The following is a 25455-nucleotide window of genomic DNA, read 5'->3' on the forward strand; positions in this document are numbered from 1 at the left end:
CAAAGTATTGATATTTTTTACCTGCCAGTGGGCGAGGCGGCACATACTCAAATCGTCGCAAGACAACGACATTTGGTTCACGATTCCTGCATATGAGTAAGGCATTTACCAGGGAAACAGAACCTGATAACGATCATGGCGAAGAAACTGTCGGTTCCCCTTCTCCCTTGCCTGCGGGTAGCAAGAACTATATTACTCCTGGGGGCCATAAGAGGTTAATGGACGAGTTTCTTTGGCTGATGAACCGGGAAAGACCCCATGTCACAGCTACCGTTTCGTGGGCCGCCAGCAACGGCGACCGTTCGGAGAACGCTGATTATATCTACGGCAAGAAGCGCCTGCGGGAAATCGACCGGCGCATACGTTTTCTTACCAAACGGCTGGATACGGCGGAAGTAGTGGATCCTGCTGCGCCGAGGGAAGATGAAACACGGATTTTTTTCGGCGCTACCGTTACCTTCGCCAATCAAGAGAGCGAGGAGAAAACAGTCTCCATTGTGGGCGTTGATGAAATCGATACTTCGAGAGGCTATATAAGCTGGATTTCGCCTTTGGCGCGAGCATTGATAAAAGCGCGGGAAGGCGATGTGGTGACACTACATGCGCCAGGTGGAACTGAAGAGCTGGAGATTTTGGAAGTCAAATATCAGGTGATTCCAATGGCGCCGTTCAGGAATGGAGTGGGCGATGACAACCCCAAGGACAACCTGAATAGCTGATGAAATCACTGCGACATGTCCCGGTGTATCGAGAGCATATTGATCGGCGGTTAAAATCCAGGCTCAGTCATCCGACACCTCAGTAATGCGTTCTGCATGTACTGGCAGATAATCCATACGAGCATCTGAATTCTGTCTTGCCATACCCATCATTGCGCTCGCGGAGTTGGGCCACGGCGGGGTTTGATGACTCGGCGGGCTCGTCCCCAACAGCCGGGTACGTGTTTGCGCTGGTAATCCCCCCAGCCAGAACCTCGTCTAATATTGTGCTCTTGTCTGTGCATACGGGCCGCGTGCAATAACGGCCGCGTATTGTTTCTAGACAAATGGGTTTCTTATATTTAACCATGTGGATAACCGCTAGCTGAGCTCGGCTACCAACAAAATGAGGCGACAGATCTTCTTGAGGCACTCCTTCAGTTACTTTTTATTGAGCCGGTTCGATTCGCTGCCGCATGTGGCAAAGTCCATTTTTTTGTACTATAAATAGCACTTGTTTTGCCTTCGTTTGTCGTTCGATCTGACCTTCATCCCAGAGTCGAAGTGTTGATGTTGTTCGTCGCTGAAGATCTCGTGCCTGAATCAGCGCTATTTCTATCCAGGGTGCGAAATCACATTTCATGAGCTAAGTAATGCGGTTATATGCAAACTTGCTGCCAATTTTTCTGCTCTTCCAATTCAATTTCTGAAAGGGCGCTTATAAACGCTCTGGCCGCAGCGGGAATAAGCGCACTCTCGTCCGATAGGGGTGAGCAGAAACCGATAATTCTTTTTTTTGATAAATTTGATGACGGGCTGTGCGAGCGCGTTCAGGAGCTTAGCGATAGCGGTACGGAGCGCGTCTTCGCGATTGCCTCTTCGGAAGTGGCGTTGACCAATGCCGACACGTGGACACTGCTACACGCCGGGGCTTCCGAGGTATTCGTCTGGAATCATTCCGCTGATCCGGCGGCTGAGATAGCTTGTCGGATCGAGCGCTGGGCCGCTGTGGATGAATTGCTTGAATCCCCGGTTGTTCAAACAACCTTGGTGGGGCAAAGTCCTGTCTGGAAAAAAATGTTACGGCGAATTGTCGAGCTTGCCCATTTTACTAACACCACCATCCTGATTCTGGGCGAAAGCGGCACCGGGAAGGAGCTCGTAGCACGTTTGATACATACCCTTGATTCTCGCATAAAGAAAAGCGAATTCGTTGTTCTGGACTGTGCGACTATTGTTCCGGAGCTCTCTGGCAGCGAGTTCTTCGGGCACGAACGGGGTGCGTTCACCAGTGCTGTTCATTCTCGCGACGGTGCTTTTTCACTCGCGGATAAGGGAACGTTGTTTCTTGATGAAATAGGGGAGTTACCCCTGCCATTGCAGGCTCAACTACTGCGCGCAATACAGGAGCGTACATACAAGCGAGTCGGTGGCAATACATGGTATTCCGCCGATTTTCGTCTGGTATGCGCAACGAACAGGGATTTATTCGAAGGCGTAAAGCTTGGTGAATTCCGGCACGATCTCTATTACCGGATTGCGACGTGGATCGTCAGGCTACCCCCGCTAAGAGATCGTCGTAGCGATATTCTTCCTTTGGCGCGTCATTTCCTGAGGCAATTGCGACCCGAAGCGGAACCGCTGGATTTCGACCACTCTGTCAGGGAGTATCTAATAACACGTGAATACCCCGGAAACGTGAGAGAGCTATGGCAGGTAATAGCAAGAATCGTGGACCGGCATGTTGGTCCCGGCTCCATTACAGTGGGGGACATTCCCGAAGACGACCGACCGGTTAACGGAGAATCCGGCACCTGGCTTGATGAATCCTTCGAACAAGCTATCCGCCAGGCACTCTCCTCCGGGGCAAAACTTAAGGAAATCGGGCGCGCCACAGAGGAAACCGCGGTGCGAATTGCGGTCGATGACGAGCAAGGAAATTTGCAGCGTGCAGCGGCCAGACTAGGCGTCACCGACCGTGCATTGCAAATGCGCCGGGCTAGTGCGCGTCGCTCATCTCTCTAAATTGAGATCCTTCGGGAAGTTGCCCGGGATGGAATTACGAAACTCGCGTTTGACATGACGCTCCAGAAGGAAGTCTTCCATTACTCGTGGTCTTCGGCTTCGGACACGCGCAATGAGCCGCCGGAAGTTGCCCGCCAATACAAGCTGTTCATCCACCGGCCGCAACCTAAGCGCCTTTATTTTTGCGAGTTCCACGGCTGGGTGCAGCCAGGGACCGTCCGATCCAAATAGAATCTTGTACGCACCCGCCCGCTGAACTGCCTGTTCAAGGAGATCGAAGCGGCGAACACCGGACGTGTCCGCATAAATGTTGGGGTGGCGCACGAGGTGGTCGATCAGCGCGAGTTGCGCTCGCCAATCATCGGCAAAACTGCCGAGATGCGGAATGATGAAGTCAACGCCTGGATACTCCTGTGCGAGCAATTCGCATACCGATACTTCTCCAGCCACATCGTAAAGGACCGGAAGCCGGAACACGCGCGCCGCCTCGCAAATCTCGCGCGAAATTCTTGCATCGTGCCTGTGTACTTTAATCCCGACAAAGCCGAATTCTTCAACTGCCTGTTTCACCAACGCTATTACACGGTCTCTATCATTGGCCGCGTTGACAAAGGCAAAACCAAAGAAACGGTCAGGCCGCCTGGCAACGATGCGGGCCACTTCTCGATTTGCCTTGGCGTAGTCCGAATTGAATGCGGCAAAAATGACCGTACGATCGATGCCGGCATTACCTGCGCGTTGCAGATATTTTGTTAATGGGGCTCCGGTATCCCACGGACCCATGAGGCCGTCACCTTTGCCGGCGTGGCAGTGGCAGTCTATGATCATAATCCTTTGAGTGCAGCGAAAATGGCTCTAGTAGAGATTGTCCTGGCAGACCTCGAATCTGATTTGAGCATAAAGAGAAGCAGCTAAACAGTCATACGGGCGCATTCGACACTTTGATTCCTCTGGCCGCCCTCCAGAAAGCAAAAATCTCATCCTAGAACAGTGCCTTTTTTGCTAATGATGTTTTTTGCTAGCATCCTGTTCGATGGAACAGGATCCTTTTCACTCAGGCTGCGCATTCTAGCGATCAGGGCTGGATTTTGCCGGGTTGCCGCAGATTTTATGGCGAATTTGCGTACTCCTGGGTCACGATCGCCCAGCAGCGTAACTAGTACTCCGCTCACTGCTGGTCTTTGCAGGTTGAGAGCGGCACTAGCGGCAGCAAGGCGCACGGTGGCAGAAGGGCTTTTGGCAGCACGCTGCAGGACTCTCACCGCATCGTCATGGTTGATCATGCCAGCCAGCGAAGCTGCCTTGGCAGCGAGATCAGAATCCGGGCCGCGAACGAACTGGTCGAGGTACGGAAGAATCTTCGGACCAAACCGTGCGAGGGCGGTGTAGTTGGGTTCATCTGAGCTTAACAAGCGCTGCAGCTGAATTGTTGAGATAGCCATAATGGCCTCCATTAGCAAGGGATTGTTATACTGCTTCGTTCCATAGTTTGAATTTCCGAACGCACGAGATCAGGTGGAGGATTTTTAATATTATTTGTGCCGTTTCCTGTCATAAGGCGGTCATTGTTATTGACATGTGATAAACCCAGAACATGGGCAACCTCATGGGCAAGCGTCCAACGTGATGCATTTGCCGTAACCACGACGCCCGGGCGTCCTGTTGGGTGCGCGCAACAGCCGTTGAACGTTGGAGTAGTTCCCCGGACAAAATAGACGGCAAGTTCATTAACGCCGACTTTGTTGCGATTCTTGAATAGTGCAACATGTTCGGCGTTCAGATTAGAGGTGGGACATGGAAACGGACAGCAAACTGAGGTGCTCTTTGGGCAGCGAATATCCAGGTCCTCAAGATGCGGGAGTTTCAGGTTTTCCCTGGAAGCAACTTCGACGCGGAACCCAGCCGGGCCATAGACTTGCCGCATTGATTGCACCATAGTCGCAATCGAAAATCTCCTGGGGCGAACAAGGACTTTTATGTGAAGCCTAACTCTGGATTTGAAAGGTGGGCAGCCTTTGTGCCGGCATGGCTGCTGGAAACAAACGACGACGCGGCGCGCCTTAACTGGACTTAGGCCCGTAGATTCGGCTTCGCCGCGAGATTCTGTTGAAAACGTAATACCACGAGAGCTTCCGGGACGGATCCGGTCAAGGATTTGGCGCAGATTGCTTTCAACCTTCTTTGCACGCCGCCTGCCAAGATCGAGGTTGTACCCGGCATCTCCGACGGGGTCTGTATGACCTATGATTTTTACCGAACGGACGGGTTGCGCGCTCTTCTGACTGCCGCTGATGATACGCCGCGCGATAGTGATGAGCTGATTTTGATGGGACGGCTTAATGGTGTCCTTATCGAAGTCGAAGTCCTCAAGCACTTCGCATAGTTGCTGCGAAACAGTTCCTGCTGGCCGAGAGGGTATTCGTGAAGCTTCGGTCTCAAAATCTTCTAAATCCTCAAATTCTTCCAAATCCTCGGAATCCTCAAATTCTTCCAGATCCTCGAAATCCTCAAATTCTTCCAGATCCTCGAAATCCTCAAAATCGTCGAGGTTACGCTTCGATTCCAGGTTAAATTTGGCATTCGGATAGAATGAAGCTCTTTCAACAACAATCCGGTTATTGCCATGGGTTTTGGCAGAAATGGGGTTAAACGTCGCGTCGGGGCGCCACTGATGAGCGTCAGGGCTGGCTTCTACCAACCCTTCATTAGTCTCTTCCAAGTCTTCAAATTCCGAATCTTGGTATGTCTCGCTATCTTCAAACTCATCCAAGGCTTCTAATTCCAAGTCTTCGAATTCATTGGCATATTCACCTTGCAACGCACTGTATCGATCATTCATGTTCCGTTTCTCCTTTTAGGTAAACAGCTTGTGTTGAACCCTGCTGTATCCTGGTGGGATTCTTCAACAAATGCTCTTGTTTATCTTGATAAGCGCACCTCGCTCGAATTCTGAGCGTTTCAAAATGTCCCGCCTGCCCATAATGCTCCTTAATAATTCATTTCCTGCCTCACAATCGTTTAAGTTGCTGAACGGCTGAGGTACATCTGACAGCCTTTACCGCACGAACAATTTCGTGCGGAGCGTGCTGTGCAGTAATAAAAAAGCTTACTTGAGCGACATGGCCATTCCGAGCTTGGTGCAGAACCGTTCGGACTCCTGATTTCAGCAAGCTGTCGTGTAGTGCTGGGGCATCGAGGCTCGGCAGGGGCCTTAATGTCTGCACAGGGAAATATCCTCCCTGTGTTGAGAATCCAGCTTTCATCAGTCCGGTGCGAACAAGGGAGACAAGTTGCGCAAGTCGCAACCGCAAAGCGTCCCCATGTTTGCGATTGATCATCAATGCATGCTCGGCCGCGTGGATTGCAGCTATAGAGGGCGGACTGCAATGCGTTCGTGTTTCGCTCCTGGCTTCGAATGCTTGCACCATCGCATGGCTTCCGCACAACGCTGCAATCGGCGCGCCGAATGCCTTCGCGAGTGAACTGATCAGCAGGACGCGTGGGCTCGAGACATTGTGCAAACGCAGCGACCCGCCGCCACCGTGACCCAAGGGCATTTCCGCGTTTTGCGAGTGGCCGAAAATTCCCAGCGCCTGGGTATCGTCGAGCACCAGCAATCCGTCCCGCTCGTGGATGATGTTTAAATAAGCGTCGATCGGAGCTGGTTTTCCGCAGCCTGGGCAAAAGCCGTCTGCTACCACTACCGGTCTCAGCCGCTTTTGCGTGCTGCGTTTTAGCACTCGCGACAAAGCATCGGCATCGTAATGGGCTATAACCTGAACAGGCAGACCCCGGCAGGCAGCTCGCTCCACCCCCCAGCGAGCGATGGGGTATGTGCCGGCATCCAAGTAAATCGCTGCTCCTTCGGACAGCATCCCGAACAAATCCCAGAACAGGTGCAGCGTTGAAGAGCCCAGGGTGGCGCGCTCGCACCCCGCCAGTTCGGCGAGCGTCCGGGCAATCCGTTCTTGATCCGAAGGTACAGCCAGTGCTGCTGGCCGTCCCATCGTAAATTCTTCCCATGGACGCAGGCGTCGGCTCGGATGGTGCAGGCCGAGATAGAGTGCTGAGGTAAAGTCGAGCATTTTCAGTTTGATTCATGCTCGCCTCGACCCTTTTTGCTGCTCCACAAGCCGGTTGCGCAGATGTGTGGAAGGCTGGAAATACCGCTCCGACGCCTTTTCGGCTGCAACGGGCTCAACGGCTAGATCAACGCCTGTTGCCGCGCGATAAGCGTGAATGTACCCTTGAATCTCCGGTCTCCAATAACGCGCCCAGTTTTTGGCTTGTTCCTGATCGTTGACGTCTATCCAGTCACCGTAACGGATCGAGAGCAGGATCTGTTCTCCCCAGACTCCGAGATCGCTGAAGTGGGTGATTGTCGTATCGGTCCATCCTTGCAGTTTCTTCATCGTGTCGACCTGACCCATCCACGCTTCTTTATACGGCACCATGGCGCGACCACGCAGAAACTCCCGGAGCTCCGGTCGTGCCAGTAGCCATTGCTCGATCAGCATCTCCACCCGTGCCGTCCATGGGAGATCACCGAATTGGTTATGTGCGCCCTCGGCGAGCAGCAGGTGCGTTTCCCGCAATGCGGTAAGCAGAGGGAAGCCATCAGCGATAACCGTGGTATCGGCATCTTCGTGGTAGAAGACCGAGGTTCGATAAAGCAGGTTATGAAAGGACTCAAGGAACTTCGAGCGGCTATCCGCGGAACGCATGGTTGGTACTGCCTTGCCATAAAGAGTCAGACCATAGTGATGGTCATATTCATAAGCACGGCGGGGTACGCTAAGCCGCTTTTGTTCATTCTGGATATAACCCCAGAAAAGATTGTTGAGCGATTGCAAGGGATCGATCTCAAGATGCGCCAGGGGATCTCTATCGCCCCCGCGGTGCCGGTTTTGGAACCGCAAGGCAATCGCATTCATCGTTTGGGCCAACATCCCCTCTTCATGCCAATAAGACCAGATCAGTTCGATCAGACTCGGACAAGAAAAGCGATTTTTGAGAATTCCTTCGCAGTAAGGAAGCTTCTCTTCACTTCTTGCCGAACCGATACCAAATAGAGCATTCACGATGCGTTTGAGATAAGGAAGCGTGAAGGGTTGACTTGGACCTAAATATTGTTTCAGAAGCAGGGTGATTTCATCGAGATTGAGAGGAGAAATATCTAATCTTGATTCCTCTTCCGTAATATTCAGCGTCTCGCCATGCCGGATTTTCCCAGATTTATCAAGTAACCCGCATTCAAGGATCAGAAAGATTTCTGTTGCTGTTCTCAGCAATTCATATGCGTCTACACCATGAATTGTGGGCCGATTGTTCAGGTCGTCTCTTCGATCCCCAAGTGGCGGTGATCCTAAATTCAACGGGCCAGGCAGTGCGCCCTGCTCCGAATCCTGACCTCTACATAAAACAAGATCGATAAACTCGCTGTAGCGGTTGAAACCTATCATCTCCGTGTGATGCCGTATCGCTATCCACAGGGCCTGGTCGCCTGTCTGTGCGGTAGACGAGCGTTGTAGAGCTACTTTAAGCGGTTGGCGCACTCCGGAGGATGGAGCGAAGCCTCCTACGCCGCTTGCTACTTTCGATACCTCTTTGGTAAGGGATTCCATCTTCCCGTCGAAGTTGTGCTTCAAGTACTGCGCGAATTCCTTCGCTTCTGTCGTCAACCTGTCGAGGTCATAAGATGAAAGCGATCGCGGCTGCACGCTGAGCGCGGTCTCGCCCTCGCCTTGCCTCGCACCTCTAGGTACGTTTTCCTGGTCGGCAGGATCAAGTTCGGCACGGACGCTAATTTTGTAGGATCCTGGTTGCAGTCCTGTGGTATCCAATAAACAGAGGCCAGGGTCTGATACCGGATTGACGATGAGATTCTCGTCCAACATCCAAGTATATTTGTAATTGTGATTCGCGGAGGGAGCGGAAGTTACCAATCTAACTACCGTACCTTCGTTAATGTCCTTTGGGTTGTAATCAATATCAATCTTCATTGCAAACCTCCTGTTATCCTGGTTATATTGTTAAGTCACTGTTCCAAATTGGATCTTTCAGACTGTCAGGACGCCCTTTCGCTTGAATCCCGAATGTATGAAGGCTCTTGCTTAGCGCCCAGTAAGTGAGCAAGCCCGCCAGGAGCCGGCTCTCCTCTTCGGGCGTTATCTGACGATCGAGTCTCGCCTGCCCGATTACAGCAAACACGAGTGCAGGTGGCGCTTTGCGCATTTGTTTTGGCGAAATACGCCAGGACCGCCAATATGCAGCTAGTTGGGCGGGTTGCCGTTGCCCCACGTCCATTGCTTCGATAAGTGATTTTCCGTGCAGGGTTTGAGGCCGGTGATGCACCAGAATTGTGACAAAGCCCGACATCGTGGATTGAAGAGCCGCGATCAACCTTTGCCGCTCTTCGTCCAATCCGCCTAGCGGATAAAATGCTTCCCAAAGTCCAGCAAGTCTTGCCCATTGAGGATGAGGATAGAGCGCCTGGCCGATTGCACACGAGAGCTTTACCCGAATCCATGGTATCGGATGGGGATCATCAAGGTTAAGCCGAAATACAAATACGCGTGGGAGACTTACGACCCCGATGAGCCCGAACGTGGAGGCGATACCGACTCTTGCTACGGACCAGAAATCCGATAGGATTTCCGAGATCCAGCGCTCCCACAGGCGCCATGCAACACCCTCGCTGCCGCTACTGCTTTGCATCTCCTTGAGGATCGGCCGTAACGAATTGATAAGGTCGAGCAGCGCAACGCCTTGATGACCTATTTCATGGATCAGAGAAGAAGCAATACCGCTGCCAACCATGCGTTCGCGCGGCACGCGGATAACCCCTACCGGGTTTTCCCCGCCGCCCGGCAAACGCGTACGTACACGCCGAATTGCTGCCCCAGTTCCCCGGTCCAAATAGCAGATCATGGGTGGAGGCTGGAAATATCCCCCCGGCAACGTCAAAGCGTCCTCTGCAAGAATGTCAAGTCCCGACAACCAGACACCCGTTTCATGTTCGCTCCGCTGCGTAATGACATCAGCAAACAGGTCAAATTGCGATAGGACAGCGTTGAACCGCAGGCGCAGAAAGGTAAAGCGGCGCTGAGCTTGTGCTGGAGGAGCAAGCTGGCCTTCACGTCCCCGCAACCAGTCAAGATAAGAACGTACTCTTGCGCGCAACTCCCTGCGTCCAGTGGCAAGGTAACGCTCAATGGCTACCTGAGCCGCAGGCGAGATATTTGCTGCGGGTACCATAGGCTCATACACGACGAAGGGCTTGACGCGCGCGAGCCGGGTCAGCATTCCTCGCGCCTCTTGCTCTAGCATCCAGGGAGCTGGCAGGTGGGTCGGCATGGCTGGGCTCAGACACCTAGCAGAACGATTTTGCGCCCACGACGGTACCAACGCCCGCTCCGTCCGCTTCCAGCTCCCGCGGCCGATTTGCCGCCGGCACGGTTTCGCGTGACGCTGCCCAGGTTGGGCACATGCTGACGCGCGGCCGCGACGAGCGCCGCTTTTGCGGCAGCCTGCGGATCAACATCAGGTCCAGCAGCAGTAGCTTGTTTTGCCGCCGCGCCTGTCACGCGTACGATACGCTTTGCCACTTCAAATTCCTGATCTTCTGGATCCATACCCTCAAATTCAGTTTCCAGGGCTTTACCCACGGCCGAGCCCAAGGCAGAACCAACAGCTGTTCCTACCCCGGGAATAGGAATGAAAGACCCCAACGCGCCACCGACAACTGGCAGTGCTTTTTTTACCAACCCTTTAAACATGCCCTTCAAAGGGCGGAAAGCCTTTCCGACCTTCTTGAGGCGGCCCTTTAGGCGGCTGAAAATTTTGCCAAAAAACTGGTCAAGCTCCTCCTCGCTTTGAACAGACAATAGCTCGGCAGCCAATTCCATTTCTTCGATCTCGTCGAAGGGGCTTTCCAACTCGGTTTCATAACTCTCTGATTCATATTCCTCGCCTAACTCGAATTCATCCGCTTCAAGTTCGTCCATTTCTGTGTCAAATTCCGTAAGGGTGCGGTCTATGTCATGCATGATTTTCTCCTTTAGTTTCGATTTGAGGGGTGCCAGAACCCTGGCAGTTGATAATGATGATGTTGCGTCCGCGGCGTACCCAACGGCCGTTTCCAGGTGCACCATAGTTTGCAGGTGCGCCATAACCTGGATAACCTCTCTTCCTGCGTTTCGCGGGACGGATTAGTCCAGGTGCATGACGTTTAGCCGCCCTGACGGCCGCCACTCGTGCCGCTTTCCGTGGATGACCGGTTCGAGGACCGGCAGCGAGGTTCTTCGCAGCTGCATTTGAGAAGCGTACAAACCTCCGTGCAACTTCGAATTCGGAGTCTTCTTCACTCATACCCTCCAGCTCGAGGCCGAAAATCTGACCTGCGGCCGATGTGAGCTTGTTGCCGAGTTGGCCGCCGACCGGTCCCCCTAAGTACGACTTGGCGGCGCTACCCAAGATAGGTAATGCCTTATTGGCAGCTCCCTTGAGAATTTCCACCAGTGAGCGGCCGGCATCCGATTTTACGAATTGACCGGCAGAACGCCCCGCGCGCTTGACCAGATTTCCTATCCATTGCTCAAGTTCCGCCTCATCGGCGACTTCGAGCAACTGTGAGGCGAGCTCCATTTCTTCTATTTCATCAGAGACCATTTCGGCGTTATCTAATGACTCCAGTTCGTCGCCAAACTCGAAGTCACCTGACTCCTGAGCTTCCATGGACTCCTCAGCTTCCATGTCTTCTCCATATAACCCTATTGCTTCATCCTCATAGCGCATACACCCTCCTAACCTCGTTAAGATTCCATGACAGAACTTATGACCTCATTAGTGGATAATGCACAAGGTGTGCCAGTTCGTTTAAAGCTTGCTGCTTGCGCTGAAATCCAAGGGGTGAGCGGGTTTCAGCGGGTAGAATGATTTATGGCGCGAATTTGGTAGCCTCGTGATAACGAAGACGCCTTCGGAAATTCACCGTATAAGAGATAAATCAGCGAAATACACTTCGGGATGTAGCAGCCATGGCAACGGGACCAGGGAAGAAAACATGTTTCATCCGAGCTTATATCGAGAAATTGGCCATAGACATGGAGATGAAGCACCGGTGAAATTCATTTCTTCTCGCGATAATCCAGTCTTCAGGCAACTCTTAAAGCTGTCGGATTCTGCCCGACACCGTAGAATGGAGGGCCTGACCCTTCTGGATGGCCTGCATCTGATCAGGGCCTACCAACTTACGCTGGGACGATCCCGAAGCCTGATCGTGGGTGAGTCGTGGAGTGAGAACACGGAAATAAAGCGCTTGCTGGCAGAGCCGGGGATTCAAACGAAGGTAGAAGTGGTCGTACTAAGTGATGCCTTGTTCCGCGAGATTTCCCCGGTAAAAACGCCTACCGGCATCATGGCGGTGATACTTATCCCTTCGCCTGAAGCCATTCCCATCGAGAATGGCGAAAGCTTTTGCGTGTTGCTCCAAGCGATACAAGACCCGGGAAATGTCGGCTCCATATTGCGTTCTGCAGCCGCTGCGGGAGCAAGCGACGTTTATCTGTCTGAAGGTTGCGCAGACGCCTGGTCGCCAAAGACGCTGCGTGCAGCGATGGGCGCGCATTTTCTGATTCGCATCCATGAGCAGGCCAATCTTATACAGGTCGCACGGGGCTTCAATGGCAAGATCATCGCCACAGTCCTGAAATCGAAAAGGAGTCTTTATCAGACTCCGCTAATCGGCCCGGTTGCGTTCGTGTTTGGCAACGAAGGTGCGGGCTTGAGCAATGAGTTGCTTCAGGCAGTGACCGAAAAGATTACCATTCCGATGGTGGGTAGCACGGAATCATTGAATGCGGCGGCTGCCGCGGCGGTGTGTTTTTTTGAGAGGATGAGGCAGATAAAGGCCGGCCCGTGCGATTTATAATCATCTGACATACATGGTCAGATCAGGACATGTGGCGCAATGCGCTTCGCTTATTACATCCTACCATTGTCGTTGTTATCGCCCGTCCTGTTATTGTCATCCGGCGCTCGTATGATCCAGCCAGTTTTCCAGGCCCTGTGCGTTAAGTCCGACATCCAGACTCAACAGGCTGCGAATTTCTTCCTCGGGCAATTTGCAGCCGTGCGCGATTACTCGACGTAACAATAGCTCTCCAAGCTCTTCCACGAGCGCCGTATGTCTTTCAGGAACGTTCCGCAACTTCCCGGCGATCGCCACATGGGCGTCCACCAGATCGTGCATCTCGGCCGCATGACGTGGCAAGTTGCCGATGCGGCCATAATGGGTAAGGAAAGCGTAAGATGGGTTATAACTCATGAGCCGATCCAGGGAGGCATGAGCGGCCACAGGGTCGAACTGCACCGGGGTCGTGGTGGGAAATACGAACTCCATGCCATCAACATCGAATTCGCGATAGGAAATTCCAAAAGTGTCGCCGGTGAAAAATGATCCGTTTTGCTCATCGAAGATGCAGTAGTGATGCCGCGCGTGCCCCGGCGTGTCGAGGAACAGCAATGGCCTACCGTTGAAATCCAGGCGGAATCCATCTGGCGCCTCGACAATGCGCTTTACGTCAACGGGACGGATGATCCCGTACATGCGTTTGAATTCGGCTTCGCCGTAAACAGTCGTTGCACTGGCGACGAGTCTGGCGGGGTCAGCCATATGTCGCGCACCGCGAGGGTGCACGACCAGTTTTGCATGGGGAAAATGGTGCATGAATTCCCCCGCCCCTCCGGCATGATCCAGATGTATGTGTGTGACAAACACATATGCCACATCTTCAGGGGCAAGATTCTTCTCTCGTAGCACTTCCATTACGCCTGCAACGGAAGATGAGGTTCCTGTATCCACCAGCGCAGCTTTGCCCGCCTGGACAATCAGGTGAATCGCAGCCAGCCCGGGCCGCAGATAATCCGCGTCGATAGCGCTGACGCCATTGCCGTAATCAGTGACGCGCCGCCGGGCAGGTCGGGCGAACGGAATCACAGGCGCTTCCGCGGAGTGAGGCAAGTTGTTATCCATAAGGCGATGAGGCATGATTCCGCGAATTACGTTATCGGGTGTTTCAATTGTTCGAGTATTGCCGGGTTTTCCAGGGTGGAGGTATCCTGCGTTATTTCCTCACCCTTGGCCAGGGTGCGCAGCAAGCGCCGCATGATTTTGCCGGATCGGGTTTTCGGGAGGTTATCCCCAAAACGTATCTCATCAGGTCTTGCAATAGGGCCGATCTCGGTCGATACCCAGTTACGCAATTCGACGGCGATATCATGAGCATTCGCGCCTTGCGGACGTGAGCCTTTCAATACCACGAACGCGACTATTGCTTCCGTTTTTATCTCGTCAGGCTTGCCCACTACCGCGGCTTCCGCGACCAGGGGGCTCGCGACCAGCGCGGATTCGATTTCCATGGTTCCAAGACGGTGACCGGAAACAGTGAGCACATCATCGACGCGCCCCATGATCCAGAAATAGCCGTCCGCGTCGCGGTTGGCAGAGTCTCCAGCCAGATAGTATTTGCCGCCAAGCTCTTCGGGAAAATATGTTTTCCTGAATCGCTCGGGTTCGCCCCACAAAGTGCGCGCCAGCGAGGGAAACGGTCGTTTGATGACCAGAAAGCCTCCTTTGCCATCGGGTATATCGTGCCCCGCTTCGTCCACGATCCCGGCAATGATGCCAGGCAACGGTAAAGTGCAGGAACCGGGCTTGAGCGGTACAGCGCCAGGCAGGGGGGCGATCATGTGGCTGCCGGTTTCGGTCTGCCACCAGGTGTCCACGACAGGACAGCGGGACTGACCAACCACGGTGTAGTACCATATCCATGCTTCCGGATTTATTGGCTCGCCCACCGAACCCAGCAGGCGCAATGAAGAAAGATCATATTTTCCCGGAAAATCGGGTCCAAGTTTTATAAGCGACCGGATTGCGGTGGGCGCGGTGTAAAACACCGTGACTTGGTGATCCTGTATCATTTTCCAGAAGCGACCCGCATCGGGATAAGTGGGGACGCCTTCGAATATGACCTGGGTAGCCCCTATTGCCAATGGGCCATACGTAACATAGCTATGCCCGGTGACCCAGCCTACATCGGCCGTACACCAGAATACATCCGCGGGCTTGTAATCGAAGACCCATTTCATGCTCGTAATCGCGCCCAGCAGATAACCGGCGGAAGAGTGCTGCACGCCCTTTGGCCGGCCCGTGGAGCCGGAGGTATAGAGCGTGAACAGGGGGTGCTCGGAATTGACCCATTCCGGCTCGCAAATATCGCTCTGGTCTTTTATCAGCTCATGCCACCAGACATCGCGCGGAACATGCAGCTGCACATTGCCAGCCCCCCGTTGATATATCACGACCGAGGTCACAGAATCGGCCCCTCCCCGGGCAATCGCGTCATCCACTACCGCTTTCAAGTGATTGATCTTGCCACCCCGCCTTTGCTCGTCCGCGGTAATCACAGCCACGGCGCCCGCGTTGAGAATCCGCTCATGCAGGCTTTTCGCCGAGAAACCGCCGAATACCACCGAATGGGTGGCGCCAATGCGGGCGCAGCCCTGCATGGCTACGACCGCTTCAATGCTCATCGGCATGTAGATAACGACACGGTCGCCTTTTTTGATGCCTAGCGACTTGAGTCCATTGGCAAACTGACATACCTGATGATGCAGCTCGCGGTAGGTGGAGCGGGTGATTGCGCCGTCGTCCGCCTCGAAGATGATTGCCGTTTTGTCCGGTTGCGTGTCGAGGTGCCGGTCGAGGCAGTTGAAAGAAACGTTCAGTTCACCGTCATCGAACCAGTTGAGAAAGGGATGGTTTGTTTCATCCAGCACGCGAGTGAACGGTTTGTGCCACAATATGTGCTCCTTCGCCAGTCTGCCCCAGAACGCAGGAAGGTCTTTCTCCGCTTCGGCACAGAGAGCATGGTAAGTTTCCATGCCGGACACATTAGCCTGTTCGACGAACGCCGGGTCCGGCGGGAAGATGCGGGTTTCATGCAATATGGATTTAATTGTAGCCATTGGGGCCGCTCCTGTGAGTTGTTTTTCTGCGGAAAACGATGAAATTGTATCACTCGTCGGTTCGTCGCATGAAGCCCGCCCCGGATAATCAGCCGGCGAGGAGATATTCTATACAGGACTCGAGCAGCAAGACTCTGCGTTTCAAGCCTTCGGCCAGGTGTGTGGCCGAGGCTGGCGGCGAGGCATAGCGTAAATGCATTCTTCACTTGGAGTAACCGTTTATAATCTGGTGCCGAGCAGGACCCCGAGTTTGTCCCGCAAGTGCTCGATTCGAGCAGGTACATAAGTTTTTTTGACCGGCGCCGGCAGAACTTATGCAGCAGTTCCTGATCAAAGCATCTATTTCATTAGTGATAAATTTTTGCTAAAATAGGGATGACTATGGGCTCTTTTCAGCCCATTTTTTGTTTGTGTCGGGGCTATGGATCTTTATGAATTGCTCGAATCGACCCTGGCTGGGCTAGGTTACGAATTGATTGACGTGGAACGGTCGGCCCGGGGAAGGCTCTTGCGAGTGTTTATTGACAAACCCGACGGTGTGGGCGTAGACGATTGCGTGGCTGTCAGTAATCATTTAGGCCGGTTGTTCGCGGTTGAGAACATCGATTACGAGCGGCTGGAAGTATCATCGCCCGGCCTGGACAGGCCGCTGAAAAAGGTTTCTGATTTTATCCGCTTTGCGGGAGAGTCCGTTAAACTCAGGCTGCGTGTAGCGTTACAGGGTCAAAGGAATTTTGTCGGAATTCTGCGTGAAGTGAACGACGGGGTGTTAAAGCTGGAAGTAGACGGGAAAGTGCTTGATCTCGAGTTGAATAATCTTGAGAAAGTTCGTCTTGTTCCGAAATTGTAATTATACGAGGAATTGGCTGGAGGTAACATGACCCGCGAGGTTTTGCTATTGGTGGATGCACTGGCGCGCGAAAAGAATGTCGAAAAGGACATCGTTTTTGTCGCTCTCGAATTGGCACTGGCATCCGCTACGAAAAAGCGTTTTCAAGAGGACGCTGATGTGCGCGTGTCGATTGACCATCAAACGGGTGATTATCAGTCGTTGCGCCGCTGGCAGGTGGTGGCGGACGACGCGGTAGAGGATCCTGCCCGTCAAATCGCGCTGAGCGAGGCGTTGGAGCGCAATCCTGAAATCAAGCCGGATGAATTCATCGAGGAAGTATTGGAACCGGTGGAATTTGGACGTATTGGCGCCCAGGCTGCGAAGCAGGTGATATTCCAGAAAATACGAGATGCGGAACGTGAGCAAATTCTGAACGATTTTCTCGAACGCAAAGAATACATGGTTACCGGAACCATCAAGCGAATGGAACGCGGCAATGCCATCATCGAGTCCGGCAGGGTTGAAGCGGCATTGCCGCGAGACCAGATGATTCCGAAGGAAAACTTGAGGATCGGCGACCGGGTGCGCGCATATCTGTACAAGATCGACCGTAACGCGCGTGGCCCGCAGTTGATATTATCGCGGATTGCGCCGGAATTCCTGATCAAGCTGTTTGAGTTGGAGGTGCCGGAGATTGAGGAAGGTCTGCTGGAAATCAAGGTGGCCGCGAGGGACCCGGGTTCGCGTGCGAAAATTGCGGTGAAATCCAATGATCCGCGTGTTGACCCGATAGGTACCTGTGTGGGTATGCGAGGGTCAAGGGTGCAGGCAGTGACCGGCGAATTGGCCGGAGAAAGGGTGGATATCATTTTATGGGCGGATGATCCGGCTACGTTCGTGATCAACGCGCTGGCGCCTGCCGAAATCAGCAGTATTTTGGTAGATGAGGAAAAGCACAGCATGGACATCGTGGTGGATGAGGATAACCTTGCCCAGGCGATCGGACGGGGAGGCCAGAATGTGCGGCTTGCCTCGGAGCTGACCGGTTGGGAGCTCAATATCATGACGATGGAAGAGTCACAGGCAAAAAATGAAGAGGAATTTTCGGTCCTTCGCGAACTCTTCATGGAAAAACTCGATGTGGATGAGGAGGTGGCGGATATTCTTGTGCAGGAAGGCTTTACCACCATTGAAGAAGTGGCGTATGTTCCGCTCAGCGAGATGCTGGAGATCGAAGCATTTGACGAGCAAACCGTCAATGAGCTTCGCACCAGAGCTCGCAATTCGCTTTTGACCGATGCGATCGTAAGCGAGGAAAAAGTAGAGCACATAGCAGAAGACCTTCTCTCCCTTGACGGCATGGACGGGCAAACGGCACGCGAATTGGCGGCTAAAGGGGTGAATACCCAGGAAGACCTTGCCGACCTGGCTGTGGATGACCTGGTGGAAATGGTCGAGATGGACGCTGAACGAGCCAGGCAATTGATCATGGCAGCGCGTGCGCCGTGGTTTGCCTCGGCGGACAAGGTATAGGTTAATAAAGGGTGTCAATGTCTCAGATGAACGTAGAACAATTCGCTAGTGAACTGGGCGTGCTTCCAACAGTGCTGTTGGAGCAACTCCGGGCTGCCGGCATCCGTAAGCACCTCACTGAGGACAGTTTGACGGAGAACGATAAAACGCAGCTTCTCGAGTATCTGCGCAAGATTCATGGCGCCAAAGAGGAGAAAGGCAGGATATCCCTCCCGCGCCGGCAGACTTCTGAAATCAAGAAGTCGGACAGTACCGGCAAAGCTCGAAGCATTCAGGTGGAGGTGCGAAAGAAGCGCGTATTTGTAAAAGGTGATCTGGCAGCCGTGAGTAAAACGGCTGAAGCTGCTGTACCTTCCGCCCCCTCTGCAGTGCCCCCGACGTCTGCACCCACTCCCGTCATAGATGCTGCACAGCAGGCATTGCGTGAGGAAGAAGCAAGAAGACAGGCGGAATTGATTGCACGGCAGACCGCCGAGCTCAGGGAAAAGCAGCAGCGTCTAAAACCGGCGTCTGCCGATGTCAAGGAAACTGAGGCCGTCGTTTCGGCAACGGGGATGCCAGCGACCGCTCCCGAGCCGGCGCCGGCAACGGCGGCTGGCGCCGAGCCTGCCCCGTCGCCAGCGCAAGCCGGCGAGACCGTTCAGCCCCAGGCCGTTCCCACAGAGGGCACATTGCATAAACCGGTAGTCAAGCCGGAGGATAAGGCGGCAAAAGCGGAAAAGAAAAAGAAACAGACCAAGCAAGTCGTCTGGAAGGATGAAAGGGCCGACAAGCGGGGACTCAAGACCCGCAGCGACCTGTCCAGTGTCAAGGGGTGGCGCACGCGCAGGGATAAACATGGGAAGCCGTCCTCTGAAGATCAAGGCGCCCATAGTTTTTCCGCGCCAACCGAACCGGTTGTCCATGAAGTATCGGTACCTGAAACCATATCGGTAGCGGCGCTAGCGCAGAAAATGGCAATCAAGGCTGCTGAAGTCATCAAGGCTTTGATGAAGATGGGGAATATGGTAACCATCAATCAGATGCTGGATCAGGAAACCGCCATGATTGTGGTGTCGGAACTGGGGCACGTTGCAAAATACGCGGCGCTGGATAGTCCTGAAGCTTTTCTTGCCGACACGGAGTTACCCGGGACGGAATTCAAGACAGAGCCACGCGCCCCGGTCGTCACCGTAATGGGACACGTCGATCATGGCAAGACTTCGCTTCTCGATTACATACGCCGTACACGCGTGGCAAGTGGAGAAGCGGGCGGCATCACTCAACATATCGGGGCCTATCATGTTGAAACTGAAAGAGGCGTGGTCACATTTCTCGATACGCCGGGACACGAAGCCTTTACAGCCATGCGAGCCCGGGGCGCAAAAGTTACCGATCTGGTAGTGTTGGTTGTAGCGGCGGATGACGGAGTGATGCCTCAGACAATCGAAGCAATACATCACGCCAAGGCCGCGAAGGTGCCAATCGTGGTGGCAATGACAAAAATAGACAAACCAGAAGCTAATCCTGAGCGCATCAGGCAGGAACTTGTGACGCAGGAGGTCGTGCCCGAGGACTGGGGCGGCGATACCATGTTCGTCGAGGTTTCCGCCAAGACGGGTCAGGGCATCGACGCATTGCTGGAGAGCGTGCTGCTTCAGGCTGAGGTGTTGGAGCTCAGCGCGGCAAAGGATGCGCCCGCCAGAGGTATTGTCGTCGAATCGCGGCTCGATAAGGGCCGAGGCCCGGTGGCGACAATACTCGTGCAGTCTGGAACCTTGAAGCGTGGCGATATACTGCTCGCAGGCGCGGTATTTGGCCGGGTGCGGGCGATGCTGGACGAAAACGGAAAACCAGTGGAAGAGGCAGGGCCATCCATTCCGGTTGAAATCCAGGGCCTGTCTGAAGTTCCCGTGGCGGGCGAAGCGGTGGTGGCGCTGGGGGATGAGCGTAAAGCTCGTGAAATCGCGCTATTTCGTCAAGGCAAATTCCGCGACGTAAAGCTTGCCAGACAGCAAGCTGCCAAACTTGAAAACGTGTTCGACCAGAAGGGCGAGGTGAAGGTGCTCGCACTCATCATCAAGGCCGACGTGCAAGGGTCTTATGAGGCCCTGGCGCATGCGCTGGAACGACTTTCTACCGACGAGGTCAGGGTTAACATCATACACAGCGGAGTAGGCGCAATTACCGAGTCCGATATTAATCTGGCGCTGGCCTCCAAAGCGGTCGTGATTGGCTTCAACAGCCGCCCGGACACTGTCGCACGCAAGCTCATTAATTCTACCGGCGTGGATGTACGTTACTACAGCATTATTTACGAAGCTGTGGACGAAATCAAGGCGGCACTGTCAGGCATGATGGCCCCGGATCGCAAGGAGAACGTTACCGGTCTGGTGGAGATTCGCGAAGTGTTCCGTATTTCCAAAGTGGGTGCAGTGGCGGGTTGCCTTGTACAGGAGGGTATCGTCAAACGGGGTTCGCTTGTGAGGCTGATACGCAACGGCGAGGTGATCCATACGGGCGAGCTTGAATCCCTCAAGCGCTTCAAGGATGACGTGAAAGAGGTAAGGGCAGGTTTTGAATGTGGCTTGTCACTGAAAAACTTTAACGATATCCAGGTCGGCGATCAAGTGGAAGCATACGAAATCGTCGAAGTTGCACGTACCCTGTAACAACACAGGGTCTGCACGGAACATTATGCCTAAAGATTACTCCCGCTCGTTGCGTATAGCCGATCAGATTCAGCGTGAACTAGCCGACCTGATCCGGAACGAACTGAAAGACCCCCGGATCGGCATGGTCACTTTGACCGGTGTTGAGGTGAGCCTCGACTATACGCATGCCAAAGTTTTTTATACGACGCTGGGTAGCGAAAGCGATAATTTTCTCACCGATAAAGGTCTGGAGCACGCAGCCGGATTTTTGCGCAGCCATTTATTGCACCGGTTGAAGCTTCGGGTCGTACCGCAACTTCATTTCATTTATGACGTCTCGGTGGAACGCGGCATTCGTTTATCACAACTGATAGATGAAGCCGTGGCGCAAGAGGGGTCCGCGAAAGAAACGGATGAGGGCTGATCCGAGTTCGCTGAAGCCCCTGAAGCCCCTGTTTGTCTCCTATATTTGAACCTGAATCCAAAGCCCGAACGCATCAAGCGTCCAATCAGCGGCGTTCTGCTGCTCGACAAGCCTCCCGGCATCTCATCCAACCAGGCGCTGCAGATTGCCAAACGCATCTTTGCTGCGCGCAAGGCTGGCCATACCGGCACGCTTGATCCGATGGCGACTGGTATGTTGCCGATTTGCTTCGGCGAGGCCACAAAGTTTGCCTCCGCCCTGCTTGGAGCGGACAAAACATATGAGGCGACGCTAAGATTGGGTTATATCAGTACAACGGGGGATGCGGATGGGGAGCTTTCCGTTGCAAGTGATATCGAACCCCATGATCTGGTGTTTTCCCTCCCTCAGGTCGAGGCAGCACTGAAAAGCTTTATCGGGCGGATTATGCAGGTGCCACCCATGTATAGCGCTCTCAAGCACCATGGAAAGCCCATGTATACCTATGCCAGGAAAGGAGTGGAAATCGAGCGGCAATCGCGTGCGGTAATCATCCACGATATCAGCATTGAAGCCCTTCAGGGTAACGAACTGAGTATCCGGGTCAAGTGCGGTACAGGGACTTATATTCGTACGCTGGCTGAAGATATAGGCAAGGCGTTGGGATGTGGGGGAGCATATCTCACCTTTTTGCGCCGAAGCATACTTGATGGTTTTTATTTGTCGCAGGCCTATACACTGGATGACCTTGAAACCAAGGCAATGCAGGAGCGAGACCACTGCCTGCTCCCGGTTGATATTCTAATGCGAAATTTTCCAGCCGCGACACTGAAACCGCCGGCAGCAATGTCCTTGTTGCAAGGAAGAACGATTGCGGACTATGTCTCGGAGGAAAGATTAGGAGAAGGACAAAGAATTCGATTATACGATCAGGCAAACCGTTTTTTAGGATTGGGAGAAATGATGGCAGGTGGCGAAATAGCCCCCAGGAGGCTAATAGCGGAATAGCCGCTACGAATACTGCTTGGACCGCATGCTCTCAGTAACGTCTTTGCCTATCCCCCGATAGCCGATGAAGCGGCCAGATGAATCGAACATCGGCTCTCCGCTCACCATCAAATATTGTTCCGACCCGTCAGGTCTGGTGCGGCTGTAAACAAAATCGATAAATGGCCGCCGTGCCGCGATGTTCGCCTTGAACGCCGCGTATTCGGACTTATTCCAATGGGTTCCATTATTTTCTCTCGGTTCACCCATCAAGTTATCGACGGTAATCCCGAGCATCTCGAGAACAGGCCCATAAACTTTTGTAAATTGTCCTTTCTCATCCTGCTCCCAGTACCAGTCAGAGGCCAGTTCAGTCAGGCGGCGAAAACGTGCTTCGCTCTCGCGTAGCTCCGCGGTTCGCTCCGCTACGGTCTGCTCCAGCTTTTTATTATAATTCTCAAGCTGTTTGTATAAAAGGCGTACTTCCAGCATGTTGTGGATACGTGTCTGGACTTCGACCAGATCAAATGGCTTGCTGACAAAATCCTTGGCCCCGGCTTGCAGCGCTCGCAGCTTGTGACCGGGTTGAGCAGTGATAACAAGTACTGGCAGATAGCCGGTTGGCTCGATTTCCTTCAGGGCCTCCAATACCTGAAAGCCATCCATGCCGGGCATTTGCAGATCGAGGAGAATCAGATCATACTGATTCTGGCGAAAGAGTCCGCTAACGTCTCGCGGGTTCATGGTAGATGCAATACGGGTATAGCCTGCGTCGCTCAGCATTTGCTCGAGCAACCGGACATTGGCTTCCTGATCATCCACAATCAGGATTTTAGCGTTAAGAATGTCAGGTTTGCTAATCATTATTCTTGTCCTATTCGAGGCAATTGATCGATTTTTTATTAGGTTGACAAAGATATCGCATTGGCACTTGCGATGATATGTAAAAAGGACTATTTTCTCCGTAATTGCAATTATTATTTTCCCTCGACAAAAGAAAACCCGTTTGCCGTACACCTGTTGATATAAACGGCAGGCCGATAATGGGAAGCAGCGGGTATATCTTATTCTTCATACTCGATATCCTTCTATCTGCCTTAGTACTTTCGGTGAACATGCGGATTGAGTAAGTGAGCGACAGTTTACGGGAAACAGAATCGAATATTACGAATATGCTCGCTCCGAAATTCGGTAGGTATTTTTGTTTGCTTGTTTGGCATCCAACAGAGCTGCATCCGCATTCTTCAAAAGCGTTTTCACATCTTTGCCATTTTCAGGATAAAGACCGATACCCGCGCTCGCGGTCAGGTTGATGTTGTGCCCTTGAATGGTATAGGGCCGTGACATTGTCTTGATTATTTTTTCTGCTGCAAGTGTCACACCGTTGACGTTGGTTACATGTGGCATTGCGATCACAAACTCATCGCCGCCAAGGCGCGCCACCGTGTCTTCCTGCCTCACAGCGGCTACCAGACGTGCCGCCACCAGCTTCAGAAGCAGATCGCCAACCTCGTGGCCCAAGGTGTTATTGATCTGCCTGAACCCATCCAGATCCAGGTACATGACTGCCATGATGCTGCTGTTTCTCTTTGCGTGAATGATGGCCTGGGAGACCCTCTCCACCAGAAGGCGTCTATTGGCAAGCCCGGTCAGTGGATCGTGCAGCGCCATGAATTCCTGTGTCTTGGCGTACGTCCGCGCTCGCTGATGCAGCAACCGAACTTCCAGCAAGTTGTGAACGCGCGCCAGGACCTCGGCCATATCGAACGGTTTGCTGATGAAATCCTTGGCGCCCGATTGAAGCGCACGCAGCTTGTAATCGGGATTCGCAGTAACTACCAGCACTGACAGATAGCTATCCGCTTCGATGTTCTTCAGCGCTTCCAGCACCTGAAACCCGTCCATGCCAGCCATTTTCAGATCAAGCAAAATCAGGTCGTAGTGGTTTTGCCTGTGCAGATCATATACCTGGTACGGGTCCATGGTTGAGCTGACGGAAGTATAGTTTGCAGCGCCCAGCACGCCTTCCAGCACCTGGATGTTTGATTCCTGATCGTCCACAATCAGAATTTTTGCGCTATGAATATCAGCTTCCGTAATCATATTGCTTACGTGTTCATCCAGGTAAACCATCTTCTCGAACGGAGCAGCATGTCCTCGTTTTCAGCGGAATGCGAGGTTTGGAGGACGGCCAATCGCCGGGCGCTGCATTTAATACACAGGCTGAACGCGATACACACGTCGAAATGTACGAATAATGCCGCTGTTTTGCGTGGGCCTCTGTGCGCTAACTCTCATATGAAGAGGAATTAATTCTACTCCCGCGAGAGGCGAAATTTTCGTCTGTATGCTATCTCGAAATATTTATCTTCCATGCGCCTCGAAGCAGAGGAAGTAGCTAAAGCCAGGCACGTCTGCTTATTCCCGGTTCATAAACGCCTGCGATTCGTTGGCCTGATTCCTCGGCCGGACTCGCGTGCGATTAATTTGACCTTGGTGGGCCCGCCCCCTATAATTACATCTTCCTGACGCGGGGTGGAGCAGTCTGGCAGCTCGTCGGGCTCATAACCCGAAGGTCGTAGGTTCAAATCCTGCCCCCGCAACCAAATCTCAAGCCACTGATTATTAACGTAATCAGTGGCTTTTTTCTTGTGCCTGCAACGCTAAAGCCCGTATTTCATCGAAGTTGTTCGTCAGTTGTTCATAAAAATAGTTTGTTTGTCGGGAGCAGCGAAGATGGACCCGCGCCTAAAGGTCTTAATCTCAGGTAACTGAAGCAGGAGCCCACCGGTGCGGCATGCGGTCGTAAAAGTGCCGCAAAGACAGGGAGCGTGACTAAAAAAAGGATGCAGTAAAAATACATGTTAACTGCATAGGTGGTAATTAACATGACATAGCAGGGAACTTTATTGCTGTGTTTCAGTCTGATAAGAACTGGTAGTTCCTGTGGGTTAACATGTGGAATTATCAGATTTTTAATTATTTGATATGGGAGTTAAAGAAATGACAAAAGCAACCACGGATGTGCAACGTTTTGTTCTATCGGTACACAGGGAACTATTCAAAATTTAACTGGTCAAAGAGCAAGACTGGTAGTCTTTGCTTATGGTTGGAAAGCCTCTGAACTCGGGGATTTTCGATTATTTGAAAGAAGGAGCTGGTATGTCTACAACTACATCAGGGAATTTAGCGGTAAGTCAAACGAAGGCGGGTAATGCCTCCTTTGACATGTCGGAATGGTACGACTCCAGGTACTACAAGATAGGGCTTTTGCCCATACTGGGGATTGCGATGTTCTGGGTCTGGTTTCAGCGG

General features: G+C 53.0%; 21 protein-coding genes and 1 tRNA gene. 10 read left to right on the top strand and 12 right to left on the bottom strand.

What is annotated here, in order from left to right; translation table 11 throughout:
* The first annotated feature begins 92 nt into the window (after positions 1-92).
* Together greB and BMZ14_RS11200 are read left to right on the top strand one after the other, a co-directional pair.
* Positions 93-719: a transcription elongation factor GreB gene (greB, locus tag BMZ14_RS11195; protein WP_074797552.1), complete on the top strand. Its 627-nt coding sequence runs from the start codon at positions 93-95 to the stop codon at positions 717-719.
* 642 nt (positions 720-1361) lie between these two features.
* A complete protein-coding gene (locus tag BMZ14_RS11200; protein WP_074797553.1) occupies positions 1362-2723 on the top strand; it encodes a sigma-54-dependent transcriptional regulator in 1362 nt (453 codons plus the stop codon).
* Here BMZ14_RS11200 and BMZ14_RS11205 read toward each other — a convergent pair.
* The 8 genes from BMZ14_RS11205 to BMZ14_RS11240 form a co-directional block, all read right to left on the bottom strand.
* Entirely contained in the window at positions 2712-3551 is an 840-nt protein-coding gene (locus BMZ14_RS11205; protein WP_083396763.1) for an amidohydrolase family protein, read from the bottom strand. The two genes, BMZ14_RS11200 and BMZ14_RS11205, sit on opposite strands and share 12 nt — an antisense overlap.
* Before the next feature lie 149 nt (positions 3552-3700).
* A complete protein-coding gene (locus BMZ14_RS11210) occupies positions 3701-4165 on the bottom strand; it encodes a HEAT repeat domain-containing protein (protein ID WP_177186970.1) in 465 nt (154 codons plus the stop codon).
* An 11-nt stretch (positions 4166-4176) separates the two neighbouring features.
* Positions 4177-5562 carry an OmpA family protein gene (locus BMZ14_RS11215; RefSeq protein ID WP_074797557.1) on the bottom strand — a complete coding sequence of 462 codons (1386 nt, stop codon included), beginning with the start codon at positions 5560-5562 and terminating at the stop codon, positions 4177-4179.
* 169 nt (positions 5563-5731) lie between these two features.
* Positions 5732-6808: an aminotransferase class I/II-fold pyridoxal phosphate-dependent enzyme gene (locus BMZ14_RS11220; protein ID WP_074797559.1), complete on the bottom strand. Its 1077-nt coding sequence runs from the start codon at positions 6806-6808 to the stop codon at positions 5732-5734.
* A 12-nt stretch (positions 6809-6820) separates the two neighbouring features.
* A complete protein-coding gene (locus BMZ14_RS11225; RefSeq protein ID WP_074797560.1) occupies positions 6821-8725 on the bottom strand; it encodes a hypothetical protein in 1905 nt (634 codons plus the stop codon).
* A 22-nt stretch (positions 8726-8747) separates the two neighbouring features.
* Positions 8748-10028 carry a hypothetical protein gene (locus tag BMZ14_RS11230; RefSeq protein WP_218145022.1) on the bottom strand — a complete coding sequence of 427 codons (1281 nt, stop codon included), beginning with the start codon at positions 10026-10028 and terminating at the stop codon, positions 8748-8750.
* 59 nt (positions 10029-10087) lie between these two features.
* Positions 10088-10729 carry a hypothetical protein gene (locus tag BMZ14_RS11235; RefSeq protein WP_143071974.1) on the bottom strand — a complete coding sequence of 214 codons (642 nt, stop codon included), beginning with the start codon at positions 10727-10729 and terminating at the stop codon, positions 10088-10090.
* Positions 10730-10763: 34 nt separating this feature from the next.
* Positions 10764-11519, bottom strand: a complete 756-nt coding sequence (locus BMZ14_RS11240) for a hypothetical protein (protein WP_083396764.1) — start codon at positions 11517-11519, stop codon at positions 10764-10766.
* A 268-nt stretch (positions 11520-11787) separates the two neighbouring features.
* Here BMZ14_RS11240 and BMZ14_RS11245 point away from each other — a divergent pair, with 268 nt between their 5' ends.
* Positions 11788-12654 carry a TrmH family RNA methyltransferase gene (locus BMZ14_RS11245; protein ID WP_074797566.1) on the top strand — a complete coding sequence of 289 codons (867 nt, stop codon included), beginning with the start codon at positions 11788-11790 and terminating at the stop codon, positions 12652-12654.
* A 96-nt stretch (positions 12655-12750) separates the two neighbouring features.
* Here BMZ14_RS11245 and BMZ14_RS11250 read toward each other — a convergent pair whose 3' ends face one another.
* Entirely contained in the window at positions 12751-13773 is a 1023-nt protein-coding gene (locus BMZ14_RS11250) for an MBL fold metallo-hydrolase (protein ID WP_256208582.1), read from the bottom strand.
* An 11-nt stretch (positions 13774-13784) separates the two neighbouring features.
* Positions 13785-15752 (bottom strand): acetate--CoA ligase, encoded by a 1968-nt coding sequence (gene acs / locus BMZ14_RS11255; RefSeq protein ID WP_074797568.1) that lies wholly within the window; start codon positions 15750-15752, stop codon positions 13785-13787.
* A 421-nt stretch (positions 15753-16173) separates the two neighbouring features.
* Between acs and rimP the strand changes: the two genes are divergently transcribed.
* The 5 genes from rimP to truB are packed head-to-tail and all read left to right on the top strand — an operon-like array spanning position 16174 to position 22161.
* Complete coding sequence (rimP, locus tag BMZ14_RS11260; RefSeq protein ID WP_074797570.1) at positions 16174-16602, top strand: ribosome maturation factor RimP; 429 nt, start codon at positions 16174-16176, stop codon at positions 16600-16602.
* A gap of 27 nt (positions 16603-16629) precedes the next feature.
* A complete protein-coding gene (nusA, locus tag BMZ14_RS11265; RefSeq protein WP_074797572.1) occupies positions 16630-18117 on the top strand; it encodes a transcription termination factor NusA in 1488 nt (495 codons plus the stop codon).
* Positions 18118-18134: 17 nt separating this feature from the next.
* Entirely contained in the window at positions 18135-20768 is a 2634-nt protein-coding gene (gene infB / locus BMZ14_RS11270; RefSeq protein WP_074797575.1) for a translation initiation factor IF-2, read from the top strand.
* Between the two features lie 25 nt (positions 20769-20793).
* Positions 20794-21174 (top strand): 30S ribosome-binding factor RbfA, encoded by a 381-nt coding sequence (gene rbfA, locus BMZ14_RS11275; protein WP_074797577.1) that lies wholly within the window; start codon positions 20794-20796, stop codon positions 21172-21174.
* Positions 21175-21219: 45 nt separating this feature from the next.
* Positions 21220-22161 (top strand): tRNA pseudouridine(55) synthase TruB, encoded by a 942-nt coding sequence (truB, locus tag BMZ14_RS11280; RefSeq protein ID WP_256208583.1) that lies wholly within the window; start codon positions 21220-21222, stop codon positions 22159-22161.
* 3 nt (positions 22162-22164) lie between these two features.
* On the opposite strand, the gene BMZ14_RS11285 is transcribed toward truB, so the two are convergent.
* Both BMZ14_RS11285 and BMZ14_RS11290 read right to left on the bottom strand, forming a co-directional pair.
* On the bottom strand, positions 22165-23004 hold the full coding sequence (locus tag BMZ14_RS11285; RefSeq protein WP_074797578.1) for a response regulator: 840 nt from the start codon (positions 23002-23004) through the stop codon (positions 22165-22167).
* 300 nt (positions 23005-23304) lie between these two features.
* Positions 23305-24243 carry a GGDEF domain-containing response regulator gene (locus BMZ14_RS11290; protein ID WP_074797628.1) on the bottom strand — a complete coding sequence of 313 codons (939 nt, stop codon included), beginning with the start codon at positions 24241-24243 and terminating at the stop codon, positions 23305-23307.
* A gap of 426 nt (positions 24244-24669) precedes the next feature.
* Between BMZ14_RS11290 and BMZ14_RS11295 the strand changes: the two genes are divergently transcribed.
* Positions 24670-24746: transfer RNA gene (locus tag BMZ14_RS11295), tRNA-Met, on the top strand.
* Between the two features lie 556 nt (positions 24747-25302).
* A partial coding sequence (locus BMZ14_RS15640; RefSeq protein WP_371265750.1) for a methane monooxygenase/ammonia monooxygenase subunit C occupies positions 25303-25455 on the top strand: 153 nt, incomplete at its 3' end.

The organism is Nitrosospira briensis (genome assembly GCF_900115125.1).
In the GTDB taxonomy this organism is placed as follows: Bacteria; Pseudomonadota; Gammaproteobacteria; order Burkholderiales; family Nitrosomonadaceae; genus Nitrosospira; species Nitrosospira briensis_A.

What these genes read in the sequence shown, in the direction of transcription:
- greB (WP_074797552.1), top strand. Translation starts at nt 93, where the DNA reads ATGAGTAAGGCATTTACCAGGGAAACAGAACCTGATAACGATCATGGC.
- BMZ14_RS11220 (WP_074797559.1), bottom strand. Translation starts at nt 6,808, where the DNA reads ATGCTCGACTTTACCTCAGCACTCTATCTCGGCCTGCACCATCCGAGC.
- infB (WP_074797575.1), top strand. Translation starts at nt 18,135, where the DNA reads ATGTCTCAGATGAACGTAGAACAATTCGCTAGTGAACTGGGCGTGCTT.
- nusA (WP_074797572.1), top strand. Translation starts at nt 16,630, where the DNA reads ATGACCCGCGAGGTTTTGCTATTGGTGGATGCACTGGCGCGCGAAAAG.
- BMZ14_RS11250 (WP_256208582.1), bottom strand. Translation starts at nt 13,773, where the DNA reads ATGCCTCATCGCCTTATGGATAACAACTTGCCTCACTCCGCGGAAGCG.
- BMZ14_RS11230 (WP_218145022.1), bottom strand. Translation starts at nt 10,028, where the DNA reads ATGCTGACCCGGCTCGCGCGCGTCAAGCCCTTCGTCGTGTATGAGCCT.
- BMZ14_RS11240 (WP_083396764.1), bottom strand. Translation starts at nt 11,519, where the DNA reads ATGCGCTATGAGGATGAAGCAATAGGGTTATATGGAGAAGACATGGAA.
- BMZ14_RS11210 (WP_177186970.1), bottom strand. Translation starts at nt 4,165, where the DNA reads ATGGCTATCTCAACAATTCAGCTGCAGCGCTTGTTAAGCTCAGATGAA.
- BMZ14_RS11235 (WP_143071974.1), bottom strand. Translation starts at nt 10,729, where the DNA reads ATGGACGAACTTGAAGCGGATGAATTCGAGTTAGGCGAGGAATATGAA.
- BMZ14_RS11200 (WP_074797553.1), top strand. Translation starts at nt 1,362, where the DNA reads ATGCAAACTTGCTGCCAATTTTTCTGCTCTTCCAATTCAATTTCTGAA.
- BMZ14_RS11290 (WP_074797628.1), bottom strand. Translation starts at nt 24,243, where the DNA reads ATGATTACGGAAGCTGATATTCATAGCGCAAAAATTCTGATTGTGGAC.
- BMZ14_RS11285 (WP_074797578.1), bottom strand. Translation starts at nt 23,004, where the DNA reads ATGATTAGCAAACCTGACATTCTTAACGCTAAAATCCTGATTGTGGAT.
- rimP (WP_074797570.1), top strand. Translation starts at nt 16,174, where the DNA reads ATGGATCTTTATGAATTGCTCGAATCGACCCTGGCTGGGCTAGGTTAC.
- BMZ14_RS11215 (WP_074797557.1), bottom strand. Translation starts at nt 5,562, where the DNA reads ATGAATGATCGATACAGTGCGTTGCAAGGTGAATATGCCAATGAATTC.
- BMZ14_RS11245 (WP_074797566.1), top strand. Translation starts at nt 11,788, where the DNA reads ATGTTTCATCCGAGCTTATATCGAGAAATTGGCCATAGACATGGAGAT.
- BMZ14_RS11205 (WP_083396763.1), bottom strand. Translation starts at nt 3,551, where the DNA reads ATGATCATAGACTGCCACTGCCACGCCGGCAAAGGTGACGGCCTCATG.
- acs (WP_074797568.1), bottom strand. Translation starts at nt 15,752, where the DNA reads ATGGCTACAATTAAATCCATATTGCATGAAACCCGCATCTTCCCGCCG.
- rbfA (WP_074797577.1), top strand. Translation starts at nt 20,794, where the DNA reads ATGCCTAAAGATTACTCCCGCTCGTTGCGTATAGCCGATCAGATTCAG.
- BMZ14_RS11225 (WP_074797560.1), bottom strand. Translation starts at nt 8,725, where the DNA reads ATGAAGATTGATATTGATTACAACCCAAAGGACATTAACGAAGGTACG.